The 26232-nt window shown below is 59.4% G+C and carries 29 protein-coding genes; 15 read left to right on the plus strand and 14 right to left on the minus strand.

Translation table 11 applies throughout. The annotated features are described in order from the left end of the window. Positions 1-56 precede the first annotated feature (56 nt). A complete protein-coding gene (locus LJU29_RS24910) occupies positions 57-569 on the plus strand; it encodes a dihydrofolate reductase (protein WP_005781189.1) in 513 nt (170 codons plus the stop codon). Positions 570-759: 190 nt separating this feature from the next. After that, on the plus strand, positions 760-1818 hold the full coding sequence (locus tag LJU29_RS24915; protein ID WP_010194758.1) for an HAD family hydrolase: 1059 nt from the start codon (positions 760-762) through the stop codon (positions 1816-1818). A 52-nt stretch (positions 1819-1870) separates the two neighbouring features. On the opposite strand, the gene trmB is transcribed toward LJU29_RS24915, so the two are convergent. The 4 genes from trmB to LJU29_RS24935 form a co-directional block, all read right to left on the minus strand. Next, positions 1871-2518 (minus strand): tRNA (guanosine(46)-N7)-methyltransferase TrmB, encoded by a 648-nt coding sequence (gene trmB / locus LJU29_RS24920; RefSeq protein ID WP_212785061.1) that lies wholly within the window; start codon positions 2516-2518, stop codon positions 1871-1873. A gap of 97 nt (positions 2519-2615) precedes the next feature. Beyond that, positions 2616-3410, minus strand: a complete 795-nt coding sequence (locus LJU29_RS24925) for a thiazole synthase (RefSeq protein ID WP_003304387.1) — start codon at positions 3408-3410, stop codon at positions 2616-2618. A 52-nt stretch (positions 3411-3462) separates the two neighbouring features. After that, positions 3463-3663 carry a sulfur carrier protein ThiS gene (gene thiS / locus LJU29_RS24930; protein WP_002555626.1) on the minus strand — a complete coding sequence of 67 codons (201 nt, stop codon included), beginning with the start codon at positions 3661-3663 and terminating at the stop codon, positions 3463-3465. 112 nt (positions 3664-3775) lie between these two features. Beyond that, on the minus strand, positions 3776-4156 hold the full coding sequence (locus LJU29_RS24935) for a DUF423 domain-containing protein (protein ID WP_002555627.1): 381 nt from the start codon (positions 4154-4156) through the stop codon (positions 3776-3778). Between the two features lie 80 nt (positions 4157-4236). Between LJU29_RS24935 and mtgA the strand changes: the two genes are divergently transcribed. Then, positions 4237-4947 carry a monofunctional biosynthetic peptidoglycan transglycosylase gene (gene mtgA / locus LJU29_RS24940; RefSeq protein WP_257112880.1) on the plus strand — a complete coding sequence of 237 codons (711 nt, stop codon included), beginning with the start codon at positions 4237-4239 and terminating at the stop codon, positions 4945-4947. A gap of 102 nt (positions 4948-5049) precedes the next feature. Here mtgA and rpoH read toward each other — a convergent pair whose 3' ends face one another. The 4 genes from rpoH to ftsY form a co-directional block, all read right to left on the minus strand. Next, positions 5050-5904 (minus strand): RNA polymerase sigma factor RpoH, encoded by an 855-nt coding sequence (gene rpoH / locus LJU29_RS24945; protein WP_122322474.1) that lies wholly within the window; start codon positions 5902-5904, stop codon positions 5050-5052. Positions 5905-6022: 118 nt separating this feature from the next. Beyond that, positions 6023-7057, minus strand: a complete 1035-nt coding sequence (gene ftsX, locus LJU29_RS24950; protein WP_257111326.1) for a permease-like cell division protein FtsX — start codon at positions 7055-7057, stop codon at positions 6023-6025. Continuing rightward, positions 7054-7725, minus strand: coding sequence for a cell division ATP-binding protein FtsE (gene ftsE / locus LJU29_RS24955; protein ID WP_002555631.1), 672 nt, complete (start codon positions 7723-7725; stop codon positions 7054-7056). The genes ftsX and ftsE overlap by 4 nt, the downstream gene beginning before the upstream one ends. After that, the gene (gene ftsY / locus LJU29_RS24960; RefSeq protein ID WP_257111327.1) at positions 7722-9212 is read right to left on the minus strand and encodes a signal recognition particle-docking protein FtsY; all 1491 of its coding nucleotides are present in this window, start codon (positions 9210-9212) and stop codon (positions 7722-7724) included. The genes ftsE and ftsY overlap by 4 nt, the downstream gene beginning before the upstream one ends. Positions 9213-9468: 256 nt before the next feature. Here ftsY and LJU29_RS24965 point away from each other — a divergent pair, with 256 nt between their 5' ends. From LJU29_RS24965 to LJU29_RS24985, 5 genes are all read left to right on the plus strand, one after another. Then, positions 9469-10821 carry a M16 family metallopeptidase gene (locus LJU29_RS24965; RefSeq protein WP_257111328.1) on the plus strand — a complete coding sequence of 451 codons (1353 nt, stop codon included), beginning with the start codon at positions 9469-9471 and terminating at the stop codon, positions 10819-10821. After that, complete coding sequence (locus LJU29_RS24970; RefSeq protein WP_257111329.1) at positions 10818-12311, plus strand: M16 family metallopeptidase; 1494 nt, start codon at positions 10818-10820, stop codon at positions 12309-12311. The genes LJU29_RS24965 and LJU29_RS24970 overlap by 4 nt, the downstream gene beginning before the upstream one ends. Continuing rightward, on the plus strand, positions 12311-12901 hold the full coding sequence (gene rsmD / locus LJU29_RS24975) for a 16S rRNA (guanine(966)-N(2))-methyltransferase RsmD (protein ID WP_057453294.1): 591 nt from the start codon (positions 12311-12313) through the stop codon (positions 12899-12901). The genes LJU29_RS24970 and rsmD overlap by 1 nt, the downstream gene beginning before the upstream one ends. A gap of 75 nt (positions 12902-12976) precedes the next feature. Continuing rightward, positions 12977-13219: a hypothetical protein gene (locus LJU29_RS24980; protein ID WP_060407216.1), complete on the plus strand. Its 243-nt coding sequence runs from the start codon at positions 12977-12979 to the stop codon at positions 13217-13219. 183 nt (positions 13220-13402) lie between these two features. Beyond that, positions 13403-14428, plus strand: a complete 1026-nt coding sequence (locus LJU29_RS24985) for a hydrolase (protein ID WP_080438782.1) — start codon at positions 13403-13405, stop codon at positions 14426-14428. Positions 14429-14444: 16 nt separating this feature from the next. On the opposite strand, the gene LJU29_RS24990 is transcribed toward LJU29_RS24985, so the two are convergent. Together LJU29_RS24990 and LJU29_RS24995 are read right to left on the minus strand one after the other, a co-directional pair. After that, positions 14445-15302, minus strand: a complete 858-nt coding sequence (locus tag LJU29_RS24990; protein ID WP_257111330.1) for a sulfurtransferase — start codon at positions 15300-15302, stop codon at positions 14445-14447. Between the two features lie 54 nt (positions 15303-15356). Next, positions 15357-16019 (minus strand): TetR/AcrR family transcriptional regulator, encoded by a 663-nt coding sequence (locus tag LJU29_RS24995; RefSeq protein ID WP_005744091.1) that lies wholly within the window; start codon positions 16017-16019, stop codon positions 15357-15359. 314 nt (positions 16020-16333) lie between these two features. Here LJU29_RS24995 and coaD point away from each other — a divergent pair, with 314 nt between their 5' ends. Further along, positions 16334-16813 carry a pantetheine-phosphate adenylyltransferase gene (gene coaD / locus LJU29_RS25000; RefSeq protein ID WP_002555639.1) on the plus strand — a complete coding sequence of 160 codons (480 nt, stop codon included), beginning with the start codon at positions 16334-16336 and terminating at the stop codon, positions 16811-16813. Between the two features lie 98 nt (positions 16814-16911). Further along, positions 16912-17163, plus strand: a complete 252-nt coding sequence (locus LJU29_RS25005) for a YfhL family 4Fe-4S dicluster ferredoxin (RefSeq protein ID WP_002555640.1) — start codon at positions 16912-16914, stop codon at positions 17161-17163. An 8-nt stretch (positions 17164-17171) separates the two neighbouring features. On the opposite strand, the gene LJU29_RS25010 is transcribed toward LJU29_RS25005, so the two are convergent. The 3 genes from LJU29_RS25010 to LJU29_RS25020 all read right to left on the minus strand — a co-directional run bounded on the left by LJU29_RS25010 (position 17172) and on the right by LJU29_RS25020 (position 19279). After that, on the minus strand, positions 17172-17510 hold the full coding sequence (locus LJU29_RS25010; RefSeq protein ID WP_002555641.1) for a hypothetical protein: 339 nt from the start codon (positions 17508-17510) through the stop codon (positions 17172-17174). Positions 17511-17608: 98 nt separating this feature from the next. Further along, positions 17609-18421 carry a bifunctional DNA-formamidopyrimidine glycosylase/DNA-(apurinic or apyrimidinic site) lyase gene (gene mutM / locus LJU29_RS25015; protein ID WP_002555642.1) on the minus strand — a complete coding sequence of 271 codons (813 nt, stop codon included), beginning with the start codon at positions 18419-18421 and terminating at the stop codon, positions 17609-17611. A gap of 45 nt (positions 18422-18466) precedes the next feature. Beyond that, complete coding sequence (locus LJU29_RS25020) at positions 18467-19279, minus strand: HDOD domain-containing protein (protein ID WP_183135666.1); 813 nt, start codon at positions 19277-19279, stop codon at positions 18467-18469. Positions 19280-19517: 238 nt separating this feature from the next. Here LJU29_RS25020 and LJU29_RS25025 point away from each other — a divergent pair, with 238 nt between their 5' ends. Both LJU29_RS25025 and LJU29_RS25030 read left to right on the plus strand, forming a co-directional pair. After that, complete coding sequence (locus tag LJU29_RS25025; RefSeq protein ID WP_005735018.1) at positions 19518-20057, plus strand: type 1 glutamine amidotransferase domain-containing protein; 540 nt, start codon at positions 19518-19520, stop codon at positions 20055-20057. An 81-nt stretch (positions 20058-20138) separates the two neighbouring features. Continuing rightward, positions 20139-21335, plus strand: coding sequence for a class I SAM-dependent rRNA methyltransferase (locus LJU29_RS25030; RefSeq protein WP_057453223.1), 1197 nt, complete (start codon positions 20139-20141; stop codon positions 21333-21335). Positions 21336-21443: 108 nt separating this feature from the next. Here the strand turns inward: LJU29_RS25030 and LJU29_RS25035 are convergent, their stop codons facing one another. Further along, a complete protein-coding gene (locus tag LJU29_RS25035) occupies positions 21444-22190 on the minus strand; it encodes a TraX family protein (protein ID WP_057453224.1) in 747 nt (248 codons plus the stop codon). Positions 22191-22289: 99 nt separating this feature from the next. On the opposite strand from LJU29_RS25035, the gene LJU29_RS25040 reads away from it, so the two are divergent. The 3 genes from LJU29_RS25040 (at position 22290) to LJU29_RS25050 (ending at position 26224) form a co-directional block, all read left to right on the plus strand. Beyond that, positions 22290-23330, plus strand: a complete 1041-nt coding sequence (locus tag LJU29_RS25040) for a threonine aldolase family protein (RefSeq protein ID WP_005758169.1) — start codon at positions 22290-22292, stop codon at positions 23328-23330. A gap of 126 nt (positions 23331-23456) precedes the next feature. After that, positions 23457-24899 carry a TldD/PmbA family protein gene (locus tag LJU29_RS25045; protein WP_257111331.1) on the plus strand — a complete coding sequence of 481 codons (1443 nt, stop codon included), beginning with the start codon at positions 23457-23459 and terminating at the stop codon, positions 24897-24899. Further along, the gene (locus LJU29_RS25050; protein ID WP_257111332.1) at positions 24899-26224 is read left to right on the plus strand and encodes a TldD/PmbA family protein; all 1326 of its coding nucleotides are present in this window, start codon (positions 24899-24901) and stop codon (positions 26222-26224) included. The genes LJU29_RS25045 and LJU29_RS25050 overlap by 1 nt, the downstream gene beginning before the upstream one ends. Positions 26225-26232 lie beyond the last annotated feature (8 nt).

Here is a 26232-nt window from a genome sequence, read left to right on the forward strand (position 1 = left end):
AGCACGGTGCGTGTCAGTTCATTCGCCTGCCCTGCGACCTCTGATATCCTCGGCGCATGAAAACTCATCTCCCCCTTAGCCTGATTGCCGCCCTTGGTGAAAACCGAGTGATCGGCGTCGACAATTCCATGCCCTGGCATTTGCCGGGGGATTTCAAATACTTCAAGGCCACGACGCTCGGCAAGCCGATCATCATGGGTCGCAAGACCTGGGATTCGCTGGGCCGCCCCCTGCCCGGTCGCCTGAACCTGGTAGTCAGCCGCCAGACTGATTTGCAGCTCGAGGGCGCGGAAGTCTTCCCTTCGCTGGATGCCGCAGTCGTGCGCGCCGAGCAATGGGCGAAGGAACAGGGTGTCGACGAGGTGATGCTGATCGGCGGCGCGCAGCTTTATGCTCAGGGCCTTCCCGAGGCGGATCGCCTTTACCTGACTCGCGTGGCACTGAGCCCTGATGGCGACGCGTGGTTTCCAGAAATCGATACGGCGCAATGGGCGCTGGTTTCCGATACCGAGAATGCGGCTGTCGATGACAAGCCTGCTTACAACTTTGAAGTCTGGGAACGCGTCTGATAAGCGTCTTTCGGCGTATTTGAGGTCGCTGACGAAAAACTGCAATAAAAGTGTCGCTTTTAGTTTCACTGTCGCAAATAAAGGGGCAAACGGCGTCTTTTGGCCTTTTTCGGGTCGCTGACGTACTTTTGCCTTCACAATATTTTGTTACGGTTTGTCCCTTCGTTTTTATGACAAGGGAAAATCGCCTATGAAAATCGCGCCAAAACTGCTGGTTGCAGCGCTCTGTGCCGGGCTCGCCAGTCAGTCCTTTGCTGCCACTGAATTGAAGCACTGGCCCGAGCCTGCCGCCAAGGCACTCGACGCGATGATTGCCGCCAATGCCAACAAGGGCAACTATGCGGTCTTCGACATGGACAACACCAGCTACCGCTTCGACCTTGAAGAGTCGCTGCTGCCGTACATGGAAAACAAAGGACTGATTACCCGCGAAACGCTCGACCCTTCGCTGAAGCTGATCCCCTTCAAAGACACCGCCGACCACAAGGAAAGCCTGTTCAGTTACTACTATCGCCTTTGCGAAATAGACGACATGGTCTGCTACCCGTGGGTCGCGCAGGTGTTTTCCGGCTTTACCCTGCAGGAGCTCAAAGGCTATGTCGATGAGCTGATGGCCCTGAAAAAGCCGATCCCGGCGACCTATTACGACGGCGATACGGTCAAGCAACTCAATGTCGAGCCGCCGCGCGTATTCACCGGGCAGACCGAGCTGTACAACAAGCTGATGGAGAACGGCATCGAGGTCTACGTGATGACCGCAGCGTCCGAAGAGCTGGTGCGCATGGTCGCCGCCGATCCCAAGTACGGCTACAACGTCAAACCGCAGAACGTGATAGGCGTCACCACCCTGCTCAAAGACCGCAAGACCGGTGAGCTGACTACCGCACGCAAGCAGATCACCGCAGGCAAATACGATGCGAAAAGCAACATGGGGCTGGAGCTGACACCTTATCTGTGGACCCCGGCGACCTGGATGGCCGGCAAGCAGGCGGCGATTCTGACCTACATCGACCAGTGGAAAAAACCGGTTCTGGTCGGCGGCGATACCCCGACCAGCGACGGCTACATGCTGTTTCACAGCGTCGACGTGAGCAAGGGCGGCGTGCACTTGTGGATCAACCGCAAGGACAAGTACATGACCCAGCTCAATGGCATGATCAAGGACAATGCCGAAGCTCAGGCCAAGGAGAAATTGCCGGTCACGGCGGACAAGAACTGGGTGATCGTCAAGCCGGACGAGATTCAGTAACGGGCTTCATACTGCGTGATCGTGCCCATGTAACCGGGCACGATCAGCACGCTCAGTCGACTTTCTCGAACTTCAGATCCCAGACGCCATGCCCGAGCTTCTCGCCACGGCGCTCGAACTTGGTGATCGGCCGTTCCGCAGGGCGCGGTACGTACTGCTTGTCTTCAGCCTGATTGCGATAACCAGGCGCTACGCTCATCACTTCCAGCATGTATTCCGCGTAAGGCCCCCAATCGGTGGCCATGTGAAACACACCGCCAACCTTGAGCTTGCTACGCACCAGTGCGGCGAATTCCGGCTGCACGATACGGCGCTTGTGGTGACGGCTCTTGTGCCACGGATCCGGGAAGAACAGCATCAGGCGATCAAGGCTGTTATCGGCGACGCAGCGGTTCAGCACTTCAATGGCGTCGCAATCGTAGACGCGCACATTGGTCAGCCCTTGGGTCAGCACACCGTTGAGCAGCGCGCCTACGCCTGGGGAGTGCACCTCGACACCGATAAAATCGTGCTCGGGAGCCGCTGCCGCCATTTCCAGCAACGAGTGGCCCATGCCGAAACCGATTTCCAGCGTGCGCGGCGCAGCGCGACCGAACACCTGATCGAAATCCACCGGCGCATCGGTCAGCGACAGGCCATACAGGGGGAGACCTTGATCGAGGCCGCGCTGCTGACCTTCGGTCATGCGACCGGCACGCATCACGAAACTCTTGATGCGGCGGTGCGGGCGCTCTTCGCCTTCTTCGACAGCAGGCGACTCTGGGTGCGGAACGTGCGAATCAGTCATCAACGGACTCTTACTTGATCAGGCCATCCAGCGGCGAAGATGCGCTGGCATAGAGTTTTCGAGGCATGCGCCCGGCGAGGTACGCCAGACGACCGGCAATTACAGCGTGCTTCATGGCTTCGGCCATCATCACCGGCTGCTGCGCATGGGCGATGGCCGAGTTCATCAATACGGCTTCACAGCCCAGTTCCATCGCGATGGTGGCGTCGGAGGCAGTGCCGACACCGGCATCGACCAGCACCGGCACTTTGGTTTCTTCAAGGATGATCTGCAGGTTGTAGGGGTTGCAGATACCCAGACCGCTGCCGATCAGGCCGGCCAGCGGCATGATCGCGATGCAGCCGATTTCGGCCAGCTGGCGGGCGATGATCGGGTCATCGCTGGTGTAGACCATCACGTCGAAACCGTCCTTGACCAGTATCTCGGCGGCCTTGAGGGTTTCGATGACGTTCGGAAACAGGGTTTTCTGGTCGGCCAGCACTTCGAGCTTGACCAGATTGCGGCCGTCGAGCAGTTCGCGGGACAGGCGGCAGGTGCGCACGGCCTCGGTTGCATCGAAGCAGCCAGCGGTGTTCGGCAAGATGGTGTAGCGATCAGGTGGCAGCACATCCAGCAGGTTCGGCTCGCCGGGGTTCTGGCCGAGGTTGGTGCGACGCACGGCAACAGTCACGATCTCGGCACCCGAGGCTTCAATGGCCAGACGGGTCTGTTCCATATCGATGTACTTGCCGGTGCCTACCAAAAGACGCGACTCGAAAGTCCGACCGGCCAGGACGAAGGGCTTGTCGCTGCGAACATTGCTCATCGGAAATCCTCATAACGTGCAGATGGGGGTTGGGCTAAGTGCAGGTTGCGAACTAGCCACCGCCAATGGCATGAACCACTTCGACCTGATCGCCTTCACCCAGGACGGTCGCCGCATGCTGACTGCGCGGCACGATATCCAGGTTCAGTTCCACCGCAACCCGGCGTCCGGCAAGGTCCAGGCGGGTCAGTAATGCCGCGACGGTTTCGCCATCGGGCAATTCAAAGGGTTCACCGTTCAACTGAATGTGCATGCGAGAGCAGCCATCATTTTTGGGGGGCCAGCATTCTAGCCCGATCAGCCGGTATGACCAAGGCAAAGCCACGCCATTCGTCTCAAGCGCGATCTGCCGTGCAAGCCGTCACTCAAGGAGCAGAGCCCAACCGCCAGGCAGCCAGACCCAGCATCGACCAGCCAAACAGAAAGGCCAGACCACCGAACGGGGTGATGATGCCCAGCTTGCCGATGCCGGTCAGGGTCAGCGCGTACAGGCTGCCGGAGAACAACAGTATGCCGATAGCGAACGAGAATCCGGCCCAAGTGACGAGACGCCCGGGGATGTGCGTCGCCAGTATCGCCACACCGAGCAGGGCCAGCGCGTGGATCAGTTGATAAAGCACACCCGTATGGAACACCGCCAGGTACTCGGCACTCAGGCGTTCCTTGAGACCGTGAGCGGCAAATGCGCCCAACGCCACACCCGTGAAGCCGAAGAAGGCAGCAAGCATCAAAAAGCTACGAAGCATCAGGAACTCCAGTGAAAAATCGTCGAAAGGCGCACGGTCTGTATAATGGCCCGCTCAACGGGTTCGGCCAAGCCATCTCTATGCTGCAGTTTATCCTTCGTCGCATCGTCAAAGCCCTGCTGTGGTTCGCCGCAGGCAGTGTTCTCGTGGTTCTGGTTCTGCGCTGGGTACCGCCACCAGGCACCGCGCTGATGGTCGAACGCAAGGTCGAATCCTGGGTCGACGGCGAGCCTATCGACATGCAACGCGACTGGGAACCGGGGGACAGGATCTCCGACAACCTTAAAATTGCGGTCATTGCCGGCGAGGATCAGAAATTCGCCGAGCATTGGGGTTTCGATGTCGACGCCATTCAAGCGGCCATCCTGCATAACGAGCGCGGCGGCTCGATCCGTGGCGCCAGTACGCTTAGCCAGCAGGTGTCGAAAAACCTGTTCCTGTGGTCCGGTCGCAGCTACCTGCGCAAAGGGCTGGAGGCGTGGTTCACTATGCTCATCGAGCTGCTGTGGTCCAAGGAGCGCATCCTTGAGGTGTACCTGAACAGCGTCGAATGGGACGAAGGCGTATTCGGCGCGCAGGCAGCAGCGCAACATCACTTCCGCACCAACGCCAGCTCGCTTTCTGTACAGCAGGCCAGCTACCTCGCCGCCGTCCTCCCCAACCCGCGCGAGTGGAGCGCCAGCCACCCGAGCAGCTACGTCTCGCGTCGCGCCGGCTGGATTCGTCAGCAAATGCGTCAGTTGGGTGGGGATGAGTATTTGCAGGGACTCAATAGCAGCCGTCGGTGGTGATTGCGTCCGAAGCGGCATGCGACGCGGAGCGACGCTCGATAGCTGGTACACAAACAAAAACGCCCCGATCATCTCGGGGCGTTTTTTCGTCACCGGGTAGCCTTACGCAGCTATCGACGTCTTGAGCTTATTCATCGCGCTTTTTTCCAGCTGACGAATACGCTCGGCGGAGACGTTGTACTTCTGCGCTAGGTCGTGCAGCGTGGCTTTTTCTTCTGCCAGCCAGCGCTGGTAGAGGATGTCGCGGCTGCGTTCGTCCAGCACGTCCAGCGCCTGATGCAGGTTGGCGGTGGAGTTGTCAGTCCAGTCGGAATCTTCCAGTTGACGCGCCGGGTCGTAGCGGTGGTCTTCCAGATAATTGGCTGGTGACTGAAACGCACTGTCGTCATCCGCTTCGGCTGCCGGATCAAAGGCCATGTCATGGCCGGTCAGACGGTTTTCCATTTCACGGACTTCACGCGGCTCGACGCCAAGGCTTTCAGCGACGCGATGCACCTCGTCGTTGTTCAGCCAGGCCAGACGCTTCTTCTGGCTGCGCAGGTTGAAGAACAGCTTGCGCTGCGCCTTGGTGGTGGCGACCTTGACGATGCGCCAGTTACGCAGGATGAACTCGTGAATTTCGGCCTTGATCCAGTGCACGGCAAAGGACACCAGACGCACGCCCATTTCGGGGTTGAAACGCTTCACGGCCTTCATCAGACCAACGTTACCTTCCTGAATCAGGTCAGCCTGAGCCAGACCGTACCCCGAATAACTGCGAGCGATGTGCACGACAAAGCGCAGGTGGGCGAGGACCATTTGTCGGGCCGCGTCCAGATCCTGCTCATAGTAGAGACTTTCAGCCAGTTCACGCTCCTGCTCGGGCGTCAGCAAGGGAATGCTGTTGACCGTGTGCACATAGGCCTCAAGGTTTGCACCCGGGACTAAAGCATAAGCAGGTTGCAAAGAAGTGGTCATACGAAAAAACCTCCAGCGCACAGGTTATGTGCAGTTCAGCAATAGCCAGATTGACCCGGAACCGCTAACCAAGTTCCTTGATTTTCAGGAGCCAGTCTGGTGAACGAAAAATTTGCCTCTAACGGGGCGCCAGCTCACGCAAGTGACGAGCGACCGCAATCCAGGCACCGATATACCCTAACAGAACCGCTCCAAGCAAGAGCGAAAGACCATCACCAATCGGAACACCTGCCAGCGCAAAGTCGCTTCCATAGAGACCTGCCAGCCCGACGACCGCACCGTTCAGCCAGTTCAGGCCATAAGCCAGAACGCCCCAGGACAGGATACCTGCCCCGAAACCGTACAGCGCGCCCATGTAAAGGAAGGGTCTGCGCACGTAGCTGTCAGTACCGCCCACCAGCTTGATGACTTCGATTTCGATACGGCGGTTTTCAATATGTAGACGAATTGTGTTACCAATTACCAACAGCAAAGCTGAGACAAGCAAAACCGTCAAGCCGAAAACGAATCGGTCACCCAGCTTGAGGATCGCGGCCAGTCTTTCGACCCAGACCAGATCCAGTTGCGCCTGCTCGACTTTAGGCAGTTCTGCCAACCGCGTGCGCAAGGCTTCCAGCGCAGGTTTGTCCACTTCATCCGGCGTTACCAGCACCACGCCCGGAAGCGGGTTCTCTGGCAATTCCTTGAGCGCCTCGCCCAGACCGGACTGTTGCTTGAATTCACCCAATGCCTGCTCGCTGCTGATGTACTCGGCGTCTGCCACACCGGGCATCGACTTGATTTCATCGCGCAAGCGAGTGCCATCAGCAGTATTGGCATCCAGCTTCAGGTAGATGGAAATCTGCGCCGCACGCTGCCATGAACCACCCAGACGCTCGACATTACTCAGCAGCAATGACAAGCCCATCGGCAGGCTCAAGGCAATCGCCATCACCAGACAGGTAAAAAAGCTGCCTATCGGCTGTTTGGCCAGACGTCGCAGGCTGTCCAGCAGACTGGAGCGATGGCTTTCCAGCCACGCCGACAACAACGCGCTGAAATCCGGGCCGTCATCATCATGGTCGTGACGCTGCTTTTTCTTTTTCGGCGGCACTGGATCGGCGGCCTTGGGCGCAACGCGTTCGGAAACCTTGGGGCTGCGTGTAGCACTCATACTCCGGCCTCCCCGTCACCGATCAAACGACCGCGTTGCAGGGTCAACATGCGATGGCGCATGCGGGCAATCAATGCAAGGTCGTGACTGGCGATCAGCACGCTGGTCCCCAGTCGGTTGATATCTTCAAACACGCCCATGATTTCCGCCGCCAGACGTGGGTCGAGGTTACCGGTCGGTTCATCGGCCAGCAGCAAGGCCGGGCGATGGACAATGGCGCGAGCAATCCCGACACGCTGTTGCTGACCGGTGGACAGGTCGCCGGGGTACAGCTCGGCCTTATCGGACAGCGCCACACGCTCAAGGGCCGAATCGACCCGTTTGGCAATCTCGGGCTTGGACAGACCGAGGATCTGCAAGGGCAACGCGATGTTGTTGAACACCGTGCGATCGAACAGCAACTGGTGATTCTGGAACACCACGCCGATCTGACGACGCAGAAACGGGATCTGTGCGTTGCTGATCTGCCCAAGGTCCTGGCCGGCCAGCATCAGTTTGCCGGTGGTTGGACGCTCCATGGCCAGCAACAGGCGTAACAGCGTGCTTTTACCGGCACCGGAATGACCAGTGACAAACAAAAACTCGCCGCGACGTACTCGAAAGCTCAGTTCATGCAACCCGACATGTCCATTCGGGTAGCGCTTACCGACCTGCTCGAATCGAATCATGGACGCTCCCGCTCCGCAAACAGTGCCTGAACAAAGGGTTCGGCCTCGAAGGTACGCAAGTCATCGATACCTTCACCAACGCCGATATAGCGAATCGGCAAGCCGAACTGCTTGGCCAAAGCGAAAATCACGCCGCCTTTGGCTGTGCCATCCAGCTTGGTAAGCGCCAGCCCGGTCAACGTAACCGTCTGGTTGAATTGTTTGGCCTGATTGATAGCGTTCTGCCCGGTGCCCGCATCGAGGACCAGCAGGACTTCGTGAGGAGCATCTGCGTCCAGCTTGCCGATCACGCGGCGAACCTTCTTCAACTCCTCCATCAGGTTGTCCTTGGTGTGCAGGCGACCTGCGGTGTCGGCGATCAACACATCAATGCCACGGGCCTTGGCGGCCTGCACGCCATCGAAAATCACCGAGGCGGAATCGGCACCGGTGTGCTGAGCGATGACCGGTATGTGATTACGCTCACCCCAGACCTGCAATTGCTCGACGGCTGCAGCGCGGAACGTGTCGCCCGCGGCCAGCATGACCTTCTTGCCTTCCAGTTGCAGCTTCTTGGCCAGCTTGCCGATGGTGGTGGTCTTGCCCGCACCATTGACGCCGACCACCAGAATCACGAACGGCTTGTGCTCGGCCTTGATCACCAAGGGCTGTTCGACAGGCTTGAGCATCGCAGCCAGTTCGCCCTGCAACGAGGTGTACAACGCCTGAGCATCGGTCAACTGCTTGCGCGCGACCTTCTGAGTCAGGCTCTTGATGATGACCGATGTGGCCTCAACGCCGACATCGGCGGTCAGCAAACGGGTTTCGATTTCTTCCAGCAGGTCATCATCGATGGCTTTCTTGCCCAGGAACAGGCTGGCCATGCCTTCGCCGATGCTGGCGCTGGTTTTCGACAGCCCCTGCTTCAGGCGAGCAAAGAAGCCGACCTTGCCGGTTTCGGGCTCTTGTACCGGAGCAGGAACCACTTGCGGAACAGGCGCTACCGGTTGTGGCACAGCCTGCGCTACGACGGGTTCTGGTTCTGGTTCTGGTTCTGGAACAGGCTGAACCAGTCGCGGCTCGGGAACACTCAGCGGCACGATATCAGCCACAGGTTGCGCTGCGACCGGCTCGGGCATGGCCTGAGCCTGACTTTGCTCAGGGATTGGCGGGGTGATGTGCGGCTCGCGCTCGTCACTCAGTGCCACTGGCTCCTCGGTTACCGGCAAGGTCAGCCACGGCTGAGGCGACGGCGCACCCGGCTCGACATGGCCTTGCTGCGAATGCGCAACCGGCTCGACGATGCTCTCGGGTACAGATTGCGAGGCAACAGCAGGCTCAACCTGCGGCGTGGTCACAACCGGGTCGTGGACCGGATCGGGTTGCGTCGGGGATGATTCTTGTGGCGCTGGCTCGGCTTGCTGCGGTTTCTTGCGCAGCCATCCGAACAGGCCTTTCTTCTCTCCAGCCTCGGCTGGGGTCTTCTTGTCGTCGTTGGAACCAAACATGGAGGACGGCTATCTCAAGGTTGCGGGGCGCCAGAGGGCGACCCGGAAAAATTCTGACATGCAAAACAGACTGCGTTTAGGACTTCTTGTTCACTCAACGGCCGCTTGAAGCGCTACCTTTACCTGCGTTTCAGACAGGTTTCACTCGCAATCGGCCAGTGAAGGCTGTCTCTGAAGCAAACGGATCAGTATCCTAACACCCCCGCGCCCGCCGACGCTAAGTTCACGCGGGCCGTCCTACAGGTTCAAACTACGAATGAATGCTCTAGCCCGCCGCGCCGCAGGCCTGCTGCTCAGCACTATTTGTCTGCCCTTGACAGCATTGGCTGCTGATTCGCAACCGACCCATGAATTTACCCTGGACAATGGCCTGAAAGTTGTCGTCCGCGAAGACCACCGCGCTCCAGTGGTGGTTTCCCAGATCTGGTACAAGGTCGGCTCCAGCTACGAAACACCCGGCCAGACCGGCCTGTCCCATGCCTTGGAACACATGATGTTCAAGGGCAGCAGCAAGACCGGGCCGGGTGAATCCTCGCTGATTCTGCGCGATCTGGGTGCTGAAGAGAATGCGTTCACCAGCGATGACTATACCGCCTACTATCAGGTCCTGGCCCGCGATCGTCTGAGCGTCGCGCTGGAACTGGAAGCCGATCGCATGGCAACCCTGAAATTGCCAGCCGACGAGTTCAGCCGCGAGATCGAAGTCATCAAGGAAGAGCGTCGCCTGCGCACCGATGACAAGCCGATGGGCAAGGCATTCGAACGCTTCAAGGCGATGGCCTACCCTGCCAGCGGCTATCACACGCCGACCATTGGCTGGATGGCGGACCTGGAGCGCATGAAGGTTGAAGAGCTGCGCCACTGGTACGAATCCTGGTATGCGCCGAACAACGCCACGCTGGTGGTGGTTGGCGATGTGCAACCGGACGAGGTCAAAGCCCTGGCAGAGCGTTTCTTCGGGCCGATCCCGCGCCGCGACGTGCCGCCCTCGAAAAAACCGCTGGAACTGGCCGAGCCGGGCGAGCGCAAGATCACTCTGCACGTCAAAACCCAGTTGCCGAACCTGATTTACGGCTTCAACGTGCCAAGCGTTGCGACCGCTGAAGACCCACGTTCGGCGAATGCCCTGCGCCTGATTGCGGCACTGCTCGACGGTGGTTACAGCGCACGCATTTCCTCACGCCTGGAACGTGGCGAAGAACTGGTCTCCGGCGCATCGTCGCGCTACGACGCATTTGCTCGCGGCGACAGCCTGTTCATGATCAGCGCCACACCCAATCTGCAAAAGAAAAAGACCCTGGCCGATGTGGAAGCCGGCATCTGGCGTCTGCTCGACGAGCTGAAAACCAAGGCACCGTCGGCCGAAGAACTGGAACGCGTTCGGGCTCAGGTCATTGCGGGCGTGGTCTACGAGCACGACTCGATTACCAGCCAGGCGACCATGATCGGCGAGCTTGAAACTGTCGGCCTGTCCTGGAAGCTGATGGACAATGAACTGGAGGCGCTGCAAAGCGTGACCCCGCAGGACATCCAGAAAGCAGCCAACACCTATTTCACCCGTGAGCGCCTCAGCGTTGCGCACGTTCTGCCTGAGGAGAAAGCCAAATGATCACGCGCAACGCTCCACGTCATGCGCTGCTTGGCCTGATCCTGGCCGGTTCACTCGGCACCTTTGTCGCATTGCCAGCCGTGGCAGACAACGCCGCCCCTGCCGAGCAAGGCCAGACCACTCCTGCACTGGGCAGCAACCTGCAAACCCTCAAGGAACTGGACGGCAAGGCGCCGGCCCGTCGTGCCCTGAACATACAAACCTGGAATACCGCCGAGGGTGCCAGGGTGCTGTTCGTGGAATCACGCGAATTGCCGATGTTCGACATGCGCCTGACATTCGCCGCAGGCAGCAGCCAAGACCAGAAATCGCCCGGCATTGCCCTGTTGACCAACGCCATGCTCAACGAGGGCGTCAAAGGCAAGGACGTCAACGCCATCGCTCAGGGCTTCGAAGGCCTGGGAGCGGATTTCAGCAACGGTTCCTACCGTGACATGGCGGTCACGTCCTTGCGCAGCCTGAGTGCTGCCGACAAGCGCGACCCGGCCCTGAAGCTGTTCAGCGAAGTCGTGGGCAAGCCCACCTTCCCTGCCGACTCTCTGGCCCGTATCAAAAACCAGCTGATCGCCAGCTTCGAGACTCAGAAACAGAACCCCGGCGCTATCGCCAGCAAGGAACTGTTCAACCATCTCTACGGCGACCATCCCTACGCTCACCCGAGCGAAGGCGACGCAAAAAGCATCAATGCCATTACCCTGGCTCAGCTCAAGGCTTTCCACGCCAAAGGCTATGCGGCAGGCAACGCGGTGATTGCTCTGGTAGGCGATCTGTCGCGAGACGAAGCGCAAGCCGTCGCGGCGCAGGTTTCCGCCTCGCTGCCCAAAGGCCCGGCGCTGGCGAAGGTCGCCGATCCGGTTGAACCGAAGGCAGGCACCACGCATATCGAATTCGCGTCCAACCAGACCCACCTGATGCTCGCGCAACTGGGCATCGACCGTAACGACCCGGATTACGCGGCGCTGACCGTGGGTAACTCGGTACTGGGTGGTGGCGGCTTTGGCAGTCGACTGATGACCGAAGTGCGGGAAAAACGCGGCCTGACCTACGGTGTGTCGTCAGGCTTCACCGCCATGCAGGTTGCCGGGCCGTTCATGATCGGCCTGCAAACGCGCGCGGAAATGAGCGAAAACACCCTCAAACTGGTACAGGACATCGTTCGCGACTTCCTCGCCAACGGCCCGACCCAGAAAGAAATCGACGATGTGAAACGCGAACTGACCGGCAGCTTCCCGCTCACCGCAGCCAGCAATTCGGCCGTCGTGGGCCCGCTAGGTGCAATCGGTTTCTACAACCTGCCGTTGACCTACCTTGAGGACTACATGGCCGCCGCCCAGAGCGTGACCGTCGAACAGGTGAAAGCTGCGATGAGCAAGCACCTGAGCGCCGACAAGATGGTCATTGTTACCGTTGGCCCGACCGTCGAGCAAAAGCCACTGCCGGCGCCGACCGACAAACCCACTCGCCAACCTGTAGGGGTCCCGGAACACTGATGGCCAATCCACGTCCGAAGGGCCACAACGGCCTGGGTCAGCTTCGTATCATCGGCGGAGAATGGGGCAGCCGTCGCCTGACTTTCCCCGACGCCCCCGGCCTGCGCCCGACGCCTGATCGCGTGCGCGAAACCCTGTTCAACTGGCTGGCGCCCTACATCGCTGGTGCCAGGGTGCTGGACGTTTTCACGGGCAGCGGCGCACTGTATTTCGAAGCCCTGTCCCGTGGCGCCAGCATGGGCCTGGCGCTGGACAGCAACGCTGCGGCCATCGCCAGCCTGCGCCAGAACCTCAACACACTGCACTGCACCAGCGGCCAAGTCTCCCAGACCGACGCCCTGCGCCATCTGGAAACCGCCACCGCCTCGCCCTTTGACGTGGTGTTCCTCGACCCGCCCTTCCATCAGGGCCTGCTGGCTTCAGCCTGCAACCTGCTGGAAAGCCACGGCTGGCTGGCCGACACTGCCTGGATCTACACCGAAAGCGAAACCCCGCCATCGACCACCGGCTTGCCGGGCAGCTGGCGGTTACACCGCGAGAAAAAGGCTGGTCAGGTGTATTACGCGTTGTGGCAGCGGGGCCAGGGCTGACAGCTCACCAACCAATGCTCCGCGTTTGGCATGCAGTTCTGGACGTTCCGCGTCCTGTTGACGACGCATAGCGTCATGAAAGGCATTCCCGCCCTGGAGCAACTACAACTATCGTGCGACGCTCCGCGTCGCATGCCGTTCTGGACGCTCCGCATCCTCTTGACGACGCAGAGCGTCGTGAAAGGCATCCCCACCCTGGAGCAACTACAACTATCGTGCGACGCTCCGCGTCGCATGCAGTTCTGGACGTTCCGCGTCCTCTTGACGACGCAGAGCGTCGTGAAAGGCATTCCCACGCTGGAGCGTGCGGAACGATAACCTCGACTATCGTGCGACGCTCGGCGTCGGCATGCAGTTCTGGACGCTGTGCGTACGCTTTTGCGATGCAGAGCGTCACGAAATGCATTTCTATACGCAACGACACCGTCAAGCCACTTACATCCCGGACCACTTAGTGGCAACGTACAGCTTCAGCCCCTGAACTGATCGTTGAGCAAGCACGTGTCCACACGCCCTACCTTTCTGTCCCATGCCAATCCATTCGTCCCGGCCGTCGGCATGGGCAATCCGCATTTGCAGACGCTTTGGGGGCCGCTGCTGCGCAGGCCGACGCTGCTGGCGCGCACTCGCGAGCGGTTGTGGTTGAAGGATGGGGATTTTCTGGACATGGACTGGCATGGCCCGGATGAGCCCGATAAGCCCTTGGTGCTGGTATTGCACGGCCTGACCGGGTCGTCCAATTCGCCGTATGTAGCCGGCCTGCAAAAGGCCATGGCGGCGCAGGGCTGGCCCAGTGTGGCGCTGAACTGGCGCGGGTGCTCGGGAGAGCCGAACCTGCTGTCACGCAGTTATCACTCAGGCGCGAGCGAGGACCTAGCCGAGGTGATCGCTCATTTGCGTTCGCTGCGGCCACTGGCTCCGATTTATGCGGCGGGGTATTCGCTGGGCGGCAATGTGTTGCTCAAGTACCTGGGTGAATCCGGCGCTAGCAGTGATCTTCGAGGAGCGGTGGCGGTGTCAGTGCCGTTTCGGCTGGACGAATGCGCCAACCGCATCGGCCAAGGATTCTCCAGGGTTTATCAACGGCACTTCATGCGCGAAATGCTGGCGTATATCCGTGACAAGCAGCATCGCTTCCAGCATGAAGGCATCAGCGAGGGGCTGGCCGAACTCGCCGCGCTGGGCTCACTGGAGAACATGCGAACGTTCTGGGACTTCGATGGACGGGTGACTGCACCGCTGCATGGTTTTTCCGACGCCACGGATTACTACCGCAGGGCATCCAGCCGCTACTATCTGGGTCAGATTCAGACGCCGACGCTGATCATTCAGTCCAGCGACGACCCGTTCGTGTTCCCCCACAGCCTGCCCGAACCGAGCGAGCTGTCGTCCTGCACCGAGTTCGAGCTACACGCCAAAGGCGGGCATGTCGGTTTCGTCGACGGCTCGCTGCGCAATCCGGGCTATTACCTTGAGCGCCGCATCCCGTTATGGCTAAGCGCTGCGCATCAGCGCGAAAACGCCTGATCAGGCTGACGACGCATCAACCGGCGCCCGTGGCGATTTCATGCTCGGGATCGTTGATCCACTCGCTCCACGAGCCCGCATACAGCGTTGCCAGCGGATAGCCGGCCAGACACAGGGCGAACAGGTTATGGCAGGCCGTGACGCCTGATCCGCAGTAGGACACCAGACTTTCCGGCGGACGACCCTGCAATTTTTCGGCAAAACGCTGCCTGAGCTGCTCAGGTGGCAAAAAGCGTCCATCCGGCCCGAGGTTATCGGTACAGGCCGCACACTGAGCACCTGGAATATGCCCGGCGACAGGGTCCAAAGGCTCTACGTCACCTCGGAAGCGCGCTTCGGTGCGGGCGTCGATCAAGGTCATTTCCGGGCGGCCGAGACGGCCATGCAAGCGACTGCCGCTGAGCACCATCGACATGTCCGGCTCACCGCTGAAACTGCCTGGCTCACGACTCGGCGCGTCAAGGCTCAACGGCAACCCGGCGGCGTGCCAGGCTTTCAGCCCTCCATCGAGCAGGTACACGCCTTCGCGCTTGCCCATCCAGGCCAGCAACCACCAGGCCCGCGCGGCATACATTCCCGGCCCATCGTCATACAGCACAACATCGCTGTCGGCGTTGATGCCCCAAGCCTGAAAGCATTGCAGCAAAGCGGCGGGATCGGGCAGTGGATGACGTCCGGTCTTGCCTTTGATAGCAGGCCCGCTGAGGTCGCGCTTCAAATCGGCAAAGGACGCGCCCTCGATACGCCCTTGGGCGTAACTGCGCTGACCGTAATCGGAATCTTCAAGCGCATAACGGCAATCGAGAATCACCAGACTTGGGGTTTTCTGTCGTGCAGCCAGTTGCTCGGGGCTGATCAGTTGCGCAATGGACATGACACACTCCTGTGGCAGAGAACCGACAAGCAGGCCGCTCATCGGCTCTGAAATTCACATCAGAACCTCAGGCAACGTCGAGTGAAACGTTTCGCATAGCGCATCGAACGCTTCGCGAGCCTGAGGCGCGACAAACACAGATTCGAGCATAAGTACCTGATAGACGCCACGTCGAATCGCTGATTCGTTCAACTCTGTCGCGTTTTCCCGGTTGGTGCACAGAAAACGCACCCACGACGTCAGAACGATCCAGGTGTTGAGACTGGTCCATTCGATCTGCGATTCATCCATTTTCAGGATGCCAGCCTTGATAAACCCCCGATAGATAGTCATCGCCTGCATCAGGCAGCGATACGAAAAGCGCCGGTAACGCCTCGCCAGCTCTGCATCCGACGTCAGTAGATGCTCAAGGTCGCGGTGCAGAAAACGGTAGCGCCACATGGCGTCCATTATCGCCAGAAAATAATCGCGCTTGTCTTCGATGGTCGGCGGGCGGTCGGCAGGCAGGGTCAGAAAACTGCCCACCAGCGTTTCATACTCGGTGAACAACTCGGCGATGATCACCTGCTTGTTAGCGAAGTGGTAATAGAGATTGCCGGGCGAGATTTCCATGTGCGCAGCAATATGATTGGTGGTCACGCTTCGTTCGCCCTGCTGATTGAACAGCTCCAGACTGGTTTGCACGATGCGTTCACGGGTTTTGGTACGGGTTGCCATGCGGACAAGGCCACTCTAAGTGCTAATCAGATGATGGCAATCTTAACGCAGGCAGATGCCGCAATGGTGGCAGAATCGAAGCAGCACCAGTGACGAGTCGACGCAGGCAAGCTGAACACAAGGTGTCTTAGCCAATTGCTGCGCGTCGAGCATCATCCGCAACACAGTAAATAGCCCCAAAATCGGGGGTTTGGGCTGAAACATGGCCGATAATCGGCGCAATACGACGCTTGGCGCTTATTACGCAGCTTGGCCCATCGGGAAGGCTGCGATACCATCCGAGTCCCACAACGGACTCCGACCAGGACGACGCGATGAACCGAGTGTTGTACCCAGGCACCTTCGACCCGATTACCAAGGGCCATGGAGATTTGGTCGAGCGCGCCTCGCGCCTGTTCGATCACGTGGTCATTGCGGTTGCCGCCAGCCCGAAGAAAAACCCGCTGTTTCCTCTGGAACAACGCGTCGAACTGGCCCGCGAAGTCACCAAACACCTGCCCAACGTGGAAGTCGTCGGCTTCTCGACGCTGCTCGCGCATTTTGCCAAGGAACAGAATGCCAACGTCTTTCTGCGCGGCCTTCGCGCGGTATCGGACTTCGAGTACGAGTTTCAGCTGGCCAACATGAACCGTCAGTTGGCACCGGACGTCGAAAGCCTGTTCCTCACGCCCTCAGAGCGCTACTCATTCATTTCCTCGACGTTGGTGCGTGAAATCGCGGCGTTGGGCGGTGATATCACCAAATTCGTTCATCCTGCCGTCGCTCAGGCGCTGACCGAACGCTTCAAGCGCTAGACGCAGCGCATGTGAAGGTGCATCCCGAAGCCTAATGCGGCACAATTCGCCGCATTGGTTTTAATGTGCCCCGGCGTCGGCTGCGGCAGGAGCAATTCATGTCCCTTATCATCACTGACGATTGCATCAACTGCGACGTCTGCGAACCCGAGTGCCCAAACGAGGCGATTTCACAAGGCGAGGAGATCTACGTGATCAACCCGAACCTGTGCACCGAATGTGTGGGTCACTACGACGAGCCTCAATGCCAGCAGGTTTGCCCGGTCGACTGTATCCCCCTGGATGAAAATCACGTCGAGAGCAAAGAACAGCTGATGGACAAGTACCGGATCATCACCAGCAAGGTCTGATACAGCCTTTACTGCTGCTTGCCGTACCCGTCACCGGTGCAACCCAGGCAACGCACAAAGGCTGCCTTGCCCGGATCGACCACCAGCGCCTTGCCCGTTGCGCCGAGGTTGCCGCCTGCCGCTGCAAAAGGCGCAGCAATCACGAACAGCCCTGTACCGATGACCGTGGCTGCTATCAACAGCGGTCGGGCAATCAGCAGATCGCCGATCATCGCGAACGCTGGCGGGTTTTGAATGGTGTAGACCGGATCGCCGCTGCCGGTGGAGACATCGGCGGCAATCGCAGGCAGCGCCTGCAGGCCGATAAACAGCGCCAGCGTGGCAGCAAGAATACGAAACGGTCTCATGGCTTGGTCCTTCAGGCGTAGCAAATAATTAAGGTGCCATCACTATAAACAGGGGTGCAGCTTAAGCAAGTGGCCTGACGCTCTGCGCCTCTCGTATTTCAGCGCTGGCATTTTGGACAGTAAACACTGGCGCGCTGCCCCAGCTTGATTTCACGCAACGTTGTACCGCAGACCTTGCATGGCTGGCCGCCACGCCCGTAGACAAACAATTCCTGCTGGAAATATCCGGGCTTGCCGTCGCCGCCGATGAAGTCACGCAGGGTGGTACCGCCGCGCTCTATAGCGTAGGTCAGAATGCGCTTGATCTCGATGGCAAGCTTGAGATAACGAGCCCGTGAGACGCCTCCGGCTTCGCGTCGCGGGTCGATGCCCGCCGCGAACAGTGCTTCGGTCGCGTAAATATTGCCCACCCCGACCACCACGGCGTTATCCATGACAAACGGTTTGACCGCAATCGACTTGCCGCGCGAGCGCTCGTAAAGGCGCTCACCGTCGAACAGATCAGTCAGCGGCTCCGGCCCCAGACGAATCAATAACTCGTGGTTATGCGGATCAAGGCTCCAGAGCATCGCGCCAAAACGACGCGGGTCGGTGTAACGCAAGGCCAGCCCGGACTCCAGCTCGATGTCGACGTGCTCATGTTTGAGCGCCGGAAGCCCGGCTTCGACCAGACGCAGATTCCCGGACATACCCAGGTGACTGATCAGAGTGCCCACCTCGGCCTGGATCAGCAGGTACTTGGCGCGTCGATCCACCTGCACAATGCGCTGTCCGGAAAGCCGGATGTCCAAATCTTCGGGAATGGGCCAGCGCAAACGGCTGTCGCGTACGATAACGCGGCTGACACGCTGACCTTCAAGATGGGGTGCAATACCGCGACGGGTGGTTTCTACTTCAGGTAATTCAGGCATGTATCACTCGGTTTTACAGGAAGGGCAAGCCAGCAGCGCACAGGCTCAGCGCGCGCCCAGCTCGCGGATGCTTTCCCTCAGGTATTCAAAGTCATATTCGGACAAGCCCACGTAATCCAGCACCAGCGCACCAATGCATTCCCATTCGTGATCTTCGCCCTGATTGCCCAGCACTTGGTAGGACTGGCAGATGTGCTCGGCCATTTTCAGGGGGGCCAAGAGGTTCTTGAGCGGGGCATTGCGACTGGTATCGTCCTGAAAAATCGCCAATGCGTTGTGATGATTGGCGATCGCGTCAGTCACGTGCGCAGGCAAGCGCCATGACTTGGCCGTGTAATAGCCGACCACCGAGTGGTTGGTGTGGAACGCGGCGTTTTCAGTATCGACAACGCGACAATCAGGCCCTGCATTGGCGTAGGCTTCTTCAAGGACCGGCATGTAATTCGGGAAGCGCTTGAGCATCAACGGAATACCGCAGTCATGGAACAGGCCCAATGCGTAGGATTCATCCACAGTCTGCGAGCCGATGCGCTTGGCCAGCGTCAGACTGGTCATTGCGACATCCTGCGCGGTGTCCCAGAAGCGATTAAGCGCGACGATGGTCTCATCGGTCATCTCGCCCCTGATCGACTGTGCGTTGATCAGATTGATCACGGTACGACTGCCCAGCAGATTCACGGCCTTATCAATCGAGGCAATCTTGTTGGACAGGCCGTAGTGCGCAGAGTTGACGATCTTCAGCAGCGCCCCGGACAACCCCGGATCTTGCGCAATCAGCCGCGCAATCACCCCAAGGTCCGGATCGGGCATGTATTGCTCCATCTGCAGATCCACCATGATCTGCGGCTGCGGGGGCACACTGATACCCTGCAACGCTTGCTGGATCTGTTCTGGGCTTAGCTCTTCGGACATAGGAATTTACTCACCGTAATGACTGGATTCTGACCCCTTGCGGGGAAACGGTCCATCACCCAAGACGAAGATATTCTCGGAACTTTGCCAAATGCCAGGCTTCGGACCTTGTGTTGACGGCGTATATGGCGGCCTCAAAACGACCGCCAGACGCCACCCTGAAAGCCCGACACTGGAGGATCCCATGTCTAAAGCACTGACTGGCAAACGCATCGCAATTCTTGTAACCGACGGTTTCGAACAGGTCGAACTGACCGGCCCGAAAGAAGCGCTGGAGCAAGCAGGTGCCACCGTGGAAATCCTGTCCACCGAAGAGGGCCAGGTCAAAGGCTGGAATCACGACAAACCTGCCGATGATTTCAAGATCGACCGCACGTTCAAGGCGGCCAACGCCAGCGACTACCATGGCGTGGTTCTGCCGGGCGGCGTACAGAACTCCGACACCATCCGCATAGACACGGACGCACAGAAGCTCGTCAAGGACATAGAGGGCTCCGGCAAACCAGTGGCGGTTATCTGTCACGGCGGCTGGCTGTTGATATCGGCAGGCCTGGTGAAGGGTAAAACCCTGACCAGCTTCAAGACGCTGAAGGATGACCTGGTCAACGCCGGGGCTAAATGGGTTGATCAGGAAGTTGTCACCGACGGCACGCTGATCAGCAGCCGCCAGCCTGATGACATCCCGGCCTTCAACAGCAAGTTGATTGAAGCGCTGTCGGCTTGATCGGTTGCGATTATTGTAGTCATCCCGGCGCACTACCGGGATAACGCGCTATAATCCCGCTCTTTTTTCAGGAGCGACGTCATGTCCCTGCCTAGCTTGCGCCTCAAAGCCAACGCCGACCGCCGCCTGCGCGCCGGTCACTTGTGGGTCTACAGCAACGAAATCGACGTAGCCGCCACCCCGCTGCATGGTTTTGCAGCCGGTGATCAGGCCATCCTCGAAGCTGCTGGCGGCAAGCCGCTGGGCATCGTCGCCATGAGCCCCAACAACCTGATCTGCGCACGTTTGCTGTCGCGCGATATCAAGCTGCCGCTCGATAAGTCTTTGCTGGTCCATCGCCTGAACGTGGCGCTGTCGCTGCGCGAGCGCCTGTTCGACAAGCCTTTCTACCGCCTGGTCTACGGCGATTCAGACCTGATGCCGGGTCTGGTGGTGGATCGGTTCGGTGACATTCTGGTTGTCCAGCTGGCCTCGGCCACCATGGAAAACCACAAGGAAGACATCATTGCCGCGCTGGTTCAGGTCATCAAGCCAAGCGGCATTCTGTTCAAGAACGACTCAGCCGCTCGCGATGCGGAAGGTCTGAATCGTTACGTCGAAACCGTGTTCGGCCTGGTTCCCGAATGGGTTGCGCTGGAAGAGAACTGCGTGAAGTTCGAAGCACCGGTGATGGCCGGGCAGAAGACCGGCTGGTTCTACGACCACCGTATGAACCGCGCGCGCATTGCCCCCTACGTCAAAGGCAAGCGTGTACTGGACCTGTACAGCTACATTGGTGGCTGGGGAATTCAGGCAGCGGCTTTTGGTGCCAGTGACGTGACCTGCGTCGACGCATCGTCCTTCGCCCTTGATGGCGTTGAGCGTAACGCAGCCCTGAATGGCTTCGCAGAAAAAATGACCTGCATCGAAGGCGATGTTTTCGAAGCGCTGAAAGAGCTGAAAGCCGGTGAAGAGCGTTTCGATGTGATCGTTGCCGATCCACCTGCGTTCATCAAACGCAAGAAAGACATGAAAAACGGCGAAGGCGCTTACCGCCGCCTGAACGAGCAAGCTATGCGCCTGCTCAGCAAGGACGGCATTCTGGTCAGCGCTTCCTGCTCCATGCACCTGCCGGAAGACGACCTGCAAAACATCCTCCTGACCAGCGCCCGCCATCTGGACCGCAACATCCAGCTACTGGAACGCGGCGGCCAAGGCCCGGATCACCCGGTACACCCGGCAATTGCCGAGACGCGCTACATCAAGAGCATTACTTGCCGGTTGCTGCCTAATAGCTGATGCCTCCAGCATCGGAATGCAGTTCACGACGCTCTGCCTTGCAAGAGGACGCAAAGCGTCCGGAACGGCATGCGACGCGGAGCGTCGCACGATAGTTGAGGTTATCGTTCAGCCACGCTCCAACACCGTCCGCAAACCCAGCAATACCAGGAAGTGCAGCGGGTAGATCGCATAGGCCCAGCGCCGCATCGGGATCACTGCGAACTTCGGTTTGGTGCGCAGTAGCGCTATGCCCAGCGCAGGTGCCACCAGGCAGGCGGCTATCGAGCCAATGGAAATCGGATCGCCCCAGCTCGCGCCGGCAATCATCTGCGGCCAGGCATTGGCTGCGAGGCAGAAAACTGCCGGAAACACCGAATACCAAAGGCGCTTTTGCAGCACCAATAGAAAAACCAGCGGCAGCAACACACCGGCAAAACCAAACATCAATTGTTGCTGAAAAACCGCGCCCAGCAGCAGGGCCACGATGGCCATGATTCGCGTCGTCACGTTGCGGTGCTGCCAGCCTTGAGCAATCAGCAGCCCCAGCAACAGGGTCGGCATTACGTTCAGCACGGTCACGTCCGCCATGAACAGCCGATACGGGATTTCTGATAGCGCTGCGAATGCCAGCAGCCACCCCAGATAGCGCCATTGCACCCTCGGGGCCAGAATGGCTGCGCTGCGCCGGGAAAGGTTTACGGCAATTGCCAGACAGAACCAGGGAAAGGCGAAACGCCCCGGCACGTAAAGAAAATCAACTGACCAGCCCACATAGCGAAGATGATCGAGCACCATGCTCAGCATCGCCAGCCACTTGAGCAGGTCCAGCGCCTTGTTGCGTCCGGGCAGAAAAGGCGGGTTGGACAGATCCATATCGCTCCTGAATGGGGAATTGCGTCATGCAGTCAACACATGACCGAACCTTATATTGTCGCTACAGTGCGCACCATAATCGCCCATAAGGAATCGGCCATGACAGACCAAAGCCAACAGTTCGCCAGCGACAACTATTCCGGTATCTGTCCTGAAGCCTGGGCAGCCATGGAGCAGGCGAACAAGGGGCATCAACGTGCCTATGGTGACGATCAATGGACTGCACGCGCATCAGATGATTTCCGCCGTCTGTTCGAAACCGACTGCGAAGTGTTTTTTGCCTTCAACGGCACAGCGGCCAACTCTCTGGCGCTGTCATCGCTGTGCCAGAGTTACCACAGTGTCATCTGTTCGGAAACGGCTCACGTTGAAACCGATGAATGCGGCGCGCCGGAGTTTTTCTCCAACGGCTCCAAACTGCTGACAGCACGCAGCGCAGGCGGCAAGCTGACCCCGGAGTCGATTCGCGAAGTGGCGCTCAAGCGTCAGGATATTCACTACCCCAAACCGCGCGTCGTGACGCTGACCCAGGCCACCGAGGTAGGCGGCGTTTATCAGCCCGAAGAACTCAAGGCAATCAGTGCGACCTGCAAGGAGCTGGGCCTGCATCTGCACATGGACGGTGCCCGCTTCTCCAATGCCTGCGCCTTTCTGGAGGCCTCACCGGCAGAACTGACCTGGAAATCCGGCGTCGATGTGCTGTGCTTCGGCGGTACCAAAAACGGCATGGCGGTGGGTGAAGCCATCCTGTTTTTCAACCATGACCTGGCTGAAGATTTCGATTACCGCTGCAAACAGGCCGGGCAGCTTGCGTCGAAAATGCGCTTTCTGTCTGCTCCGTGGGTCGGTCTGCTGGAAAACGACGCTTGGCTCACACATGCCCGCCACGCCAACCATTGCGCACAACTGCTGGCCGAACTGGTCAAGGATATTCCCGGCGTGGAGCTGATGTTTCCGGTACAGGCCAATGGCGTGTTTCTGCAATTGTCGCAACCGGCCATTGCAGCATTGACCGCCAAGGGCTGGCGTTTCTATACCTTCATCGGCAACGGCGGCGCACGCTTCATGTGTTCGTGGGACACCGAAGAAGAGCGCGTGCGTGAACTGGCCGCCGATATCAAGCTGGTGATGCAGGGCTGAAGCGTCTGGCTCAAAGCTTGCAGGTGCAGCCTGGCAATCGTGGTGGGGCAATCTCCCCCTCAACGGCAATCGGCCCAAAAGGCCGCCCGGACTTCACTGACCACCCTCAAGAAGGAGCTTGTCTGCATGTTCGATTTCTCCGCCCGGCTCAAGCAGCATTTCGCTGCTCTGCAGAGTGAAGCGCAATTTTTTTCCGTACGTTACGTGCACCGCACCGGCCAACGCCTGTGCGTGCGCAAGAATGTGGCCGAGCCGCCGTCGCTGAGCAGCGACGAGGGCGCAATGCTGACCGTGCGCCTGAACGGTGTTGAAGCCTACGCCGCCACCAACGACATTTCCCTTCGGGGTTTGCAAGCCGCCTTGCAGCAGGCCGAAGCGCTGGCACGTCGCCTGGCACCGCATGCGTTGCTGAACCTGGGCGATCAAGCTGTCTCGACTGCCAAGGCTGACTATCTGTCGCCGCACATGGATCAAGCATTCCCGCCACTGAGCGACTGCATCGGCCTGCTGATGGCCGAGTCCAGCGCCGTCCCGAAAGACGAACGGCTGGTCAACTGGCAGGCCGTACTGGGGCTGGAAACGGTTGAGCAAATCTACCTCAACAGCGCGGGCGCGCAATTGCGTCAGGCGCAGCGCTTTGTGTTTCCGGGCATGAGCGTGACGGCCTACGACGGTCGCGACAGCCAGACGCGCACCCTGGGCGGGCATAACTTCGGCCAGCAGGGTGGCATCGAAGTGCTGAGCAGTTGTGGCCTGATCGGGTCTGCCGCCAACGTCGCCTACGAAGCGTTGCAGTTGATCCTCGCCCCCAACACGCCATCAGGCCCACGCGACCTGCTGCTGATGCCCGATCAGATGGTCCTGCAGATTCACGAGTCCATCGGCCATCCCCTGGAGCTGGACCGGATTCTCGGCGACGAGCGTAATTACGCAGGTACCAGCTTCGTCAAGACGACCGATTTCGGCACCCTGCAATACGGCTCCAGCCTGCTGAACGTGACGTTCGACCCGGACATTCCTGAGCAACTGGCCAGCTACGCGCACGACGACGACGGCACGGCCGCCAGCAAACAGTTCCTGATTCGTGACGGCCTGTTGCAACGCCCGCTCGGCGGCGCACTGTCGCAATACCGCAGCGGCCTGGACGGGGTTGCCAACAGCCGCGCCTGCGGCTGGAACCGTGCGCCCATCGATCGCATGGCCAACCTGAACATCGAACCGGGCGACCAGTCACTGGACGGCCTGATCGGTAACATCGAGCACGGCATCCTGATGTCGAGCAATCGCTCCTGGTCCATCGACGATGCGCGCAACAAGTTCCAGTTCGGCTGCGAATGGGGCCAATTAATTGAAAACGGTGAACTCAAGGGCGTGGTGAAGAACCCCAACTATCGGGCAATTTCTGCTCAGTTCTGGAAAAACCTCAGCGCAGTCGGTGACGCCAGTACCTTCAAAGTGCTGGGCACGCCCAACTGCGGCAAGGGCGAACCCAATCAGGTGATCCGTGTAGGCCATGCCTCTCCGGCGTGTGTATTTGCCAATGTCGATGTGTTTGGAGGGGATGCCTGATGTCGCACCAACAGCAATTCGAGGCGCTGGTCGCCGTGCTCAAGGCTGCCATCAGCCCGACGGAACACTTCACCCTGGCCTACGACGCCGAAGCGTCCGATTTCATTCGTTTCAACCACGGCCAGGTTCGGCAGGCCGGGAGCGTGCAGCAGGTCATTGCGACCTTCAAACTGATCGACGACGGGCGTCATGCCAACCTGGAAGTGACCTTGTCCGGGGATCAGGAGACCGATACTCGGCGCCTTTCCAATGCCTTGCAGCAATTGCGCGAAACCCTGCCTTCGCTGGCGAAAGACCCGTATCTGTTGCCTAACACGCAGGCCTGGCAGAGCAGCAATGTGCAGGACTTACCGCTGCCGGACAGCGCGCAGGTCGTCGAGCAGATCAGCCAACTGTCAGGCGACCTCGATCTGGTGGGTTTTTACGCGGCTGGCCCGCTGTACCGGGGTTTCGCCAGTTCGTGGGGAGCGCTGGGCTGGCATCAGGCCAACAGCTTCAATTTCGACTGGAGCCTGTTTCATGAAAACGGCCAGGCGGTGAAAGCCAATTACGCAGGTCACGACTGGAACAACGAAGCGTTCGTGCAACGCTTTCAGCAGGCCCGTGAGCAGCTTGAATTTCTCGGCCGCCCACTGCACACCCTCAAGCCCGGTCAATACCGCGCCTATCTGGCTCAGGCGGCACTGGACGAAGTCATTGGCATGCTCAGCTGGGGCGGCTTTTCCGCGCAAGCGGTGGCCAGCAAGCGCAGCCCGTTGCAAAGGCTGTATGACGGCGAGACTCATTTCAGCCCGCTGATCAGCTTCGACGAGCAAGTCAGTGGCTCGCTCTCGCCAGCCTTCTCACGCGAAGGCTACCCGCGCAAGGACCTGAAGCTGATCGTCAACGGGCAGGCCCGCGAGCGACTGGTGGACTCGAGCAGCGCCGCTGAGTATGACCTGCCTGCCAACGGCGCGGATTATGGCGAAGGTCCAAGCGCGTTGAGCATTGCCGGCGGCTCGCTGGAGCTGGACCAGATCCTTGAAAAGCTCGGCACGGGCCTTTACATCAGCAACCTGTGGTACCTGAACTTTTCGGATCGCGCTGCCGCACGTCTGACCGGGATGACACGTTTCGCAACATTCTGGGTCGAAGACGGCAAGATCGTCGCACCGGTCAGCACCATGCGTTTCGATGACAGCGCCTACAGCCTGTTGGGTAGCGCACTGGAGGACCTGACTCGCGAGCGGGAACTGATTCTTCAATCGAGTACCTACACTCAGCGCCAGACGGGGTCGATTCAACTGCCCGGCGCTCTGATAAGCCGAATCACCCTAACCTTGTAGCAGGAGCT

Source organism: Pseudomonas ficuserectae (assembly GCF_024584585.1).
GTDB lineage: Bacteria > Pseudomonadota > Gammaproteobacteria > Pseudomonadales > Pseudomonadaceae > Aquipseudomonas > Aquipseudomonas amygdali.

What these genes read in the sequence shown, in the direction of transcription:
- rsmD (WP_057453294.1), top strand. Translation starts at nt 12,311, where the DNA reads ATGGCCAATCCACGTCCGAAGGGCCACAACGGCCTGGGTCAGCTTCGT.
- trmB (WP_212785061.1), bottom strand. Translation starts at nt 2,518, where the DNA reads ATGCGTGCCGGTCGCATGACCGAAGGTCAGCAGCGCGGCCTCGATCAA.
- LJU29_RS24995 (WP_005744091.1), bottom strand. Translation starts at nt 16,019, where the DNA reads ATGGCAACCCGTACCAAAACCCGTGAACGCATCGTGCAAACCAGTCTG.
- LJU29_RS24965 (WP_257111328.1), top strand. Translation starts at nt 9,469, where the DNA reads ATGAATGCTCTAGCCCGCCGCGCCGCAGGCCTGCTGCTCAGCACTATT.
- mtgA (WP_257112880.1), top strand. Translation starts at nt 4,237, where the DNA reads ATGCTGCAGTTTATCCTTCGTCGCATCGTCAAAGCCCTGCTGTGGTTC.
- LJU29_RS24970 (WP_257111329.1), top strand. Translation starts at nt 10,818, where the DNA reads ATGATCACGCGCAACGCTCCACGTCATGCGCTGCTTGGCCTGATCCTG.
- LJU29_RS25045 (WP_257111331.1), top strand. Translation starts at nt 23,457, where the DNA reads ATGTTCGATTTCTCCGCCCGGCTCAAGCAGCATTTCGCTGCTCTGCAG.
- coaD (WP_002555639.1), top strand. Translation starts at nt 16,334, where the DNA reads ATGAACCGAGTGTTGTACCCAGGCACCTTCGACCCGATTACCAAGGGC.
- LJU29_RS24980 (WP_060407216.1), top strand. Translation starts at nt 12,977, where the DNA reads ATGAAAGGCATTCCCGCCCTGGAGCAACTACAACTATCGTGCGACGCT.
- LJU29_RS24915 (WP_010194758.1), top strand. Translation starts at nt 760, where the DNA reads ATGAAAATCGCGCCAAAACTGCTGGTTGCAGCGCTCTGTGCCGGGCTC.
- LJU29_RS25010 (WP_002555641.1), bottom strand. Translation starts at nt 17,510, where the DNA reads ATGAGACCGTTTCGTATTCTTGCTGCCACGCTGGCGCTGTTTATCGGC.
- ftsX (WP_257111326.1), bottom strand. Translation starts at nt 7,057, where the DNA reads ATGAGTGCTACACGCAGCCCCAAGGTTTCCGAACGCGTTGCGCCCAAG.
- LJU29_RS24925 (WP_003304387.1), bottom strand. Translation starts at nt 3,410, where the DNA reads ATGAGCAATGTTCGCAGCGACAAGCCCTTCGTCCTGGCCGGTCGGACT.
- ftsE (WP_002555631.1), bottom strand. Translation starts at nt 7,725, where the DNA reads ATGATTCGATTCGAGCAGGTCGGTAAGCGCTACCCGAATGGACATGTC.
- LJU29_RS25035 (WP_057453224.1), bottom strand. Translation starts at nt 22,190, where the DNA reads ATGGATCTGTCCAACCCGCCTTTTCTGCCCGGACGCAACAAGGCGCTG.
- LJU29_RS24935 (WP_002555627.1), bottom strand. Translation starts at nt 4,156, where the DNA reads ATGCTTCGTAGCTTTTTGATGCTTGCTGCCTTCTTCGGCTTCACGGGT.
- LJU29_RS24910 (WP_005781189.1), top strand. Translation starts at nt 57, where the DNA reads ATGAAAACTCATCTCCCCCTTAGCCTGATTGCCGCCCTTGGTGAAAAC.
- LJU29_RS25005 (WP_002555640.1), top strand. Translation starts at nt 16,912, where the DNA reads ATGTCCCTTATCATCACTGACGATTGCATCAACTGCGACGTCTGCGAA.
- LJU29_RS25050 (WP_257111332.1), top strand. Translation starts at nt 24,899, where the DNA reads ATGTCGCACCAACAGCAATTCGAGGCGCTGGTCGCCGTGCTCAAGGCT.
- mutM (WP_002555642.1), bottom strand. Translation starts at nt 18,421, where the DNA reads ATGCCTGAATTACCTGAAGTAGAAACCACCCGTCGCGGTATTGCACCC.
- LJU29_RS24990 (WP_257111330.1), bottom strand. Translation starts at nt 15,302, where the DNA reads ATGTCCATTGCGCAACTGATCAGCCCCGAGCAACTGGCTGCACGACAG.
- rpoH (WP_122322474.1), bottom strand. Translation starts at nt 5,904, where the DNA reads ATGACCACTTCTTTGCAACCTGCTTATGCTTTAGTCCCGGGTGCAAAC.
- LJU29_RS25025 (WP_005735018.1), top strand. Translation starts at nt 19,518, where the DNA reads ATGTCTAAAGCACTGACTGGCAAACGCATCGCAATTCTTGTAACCGAC.
- ftsY (WP_257111327.1), bottom strand. Translation starts at nt 9,212, where the DNA reads ATGTTTGGTTCCAACGACGACAAGAAGACCCCAGCCGAGGCTGGAGAG.
- thiS (WP_002555626.1), bottom strand. Translation starts at nt 3,663, where the DNA reads ATGCACATTCAGTTGAACGGTGAACCCTTTGAATTGCCCGATGGCGAA.
- LJU29_RS25040 (WP_005758169.1), top strand. Translation starts at nt 22,290, where the DNA reads ATGACAGACCAAAGCCAACAGTTCGCCAGCGACAACTATTCCGGTATC.
- LJU29_RS25030 (WP_057453223.1), top strand. Translation starts at nt 20,139, where the DNA reads ATGTCCCTGCCTAGCTTGCGCCTCAAAGCCAACGCCGACCGCCGCCTG.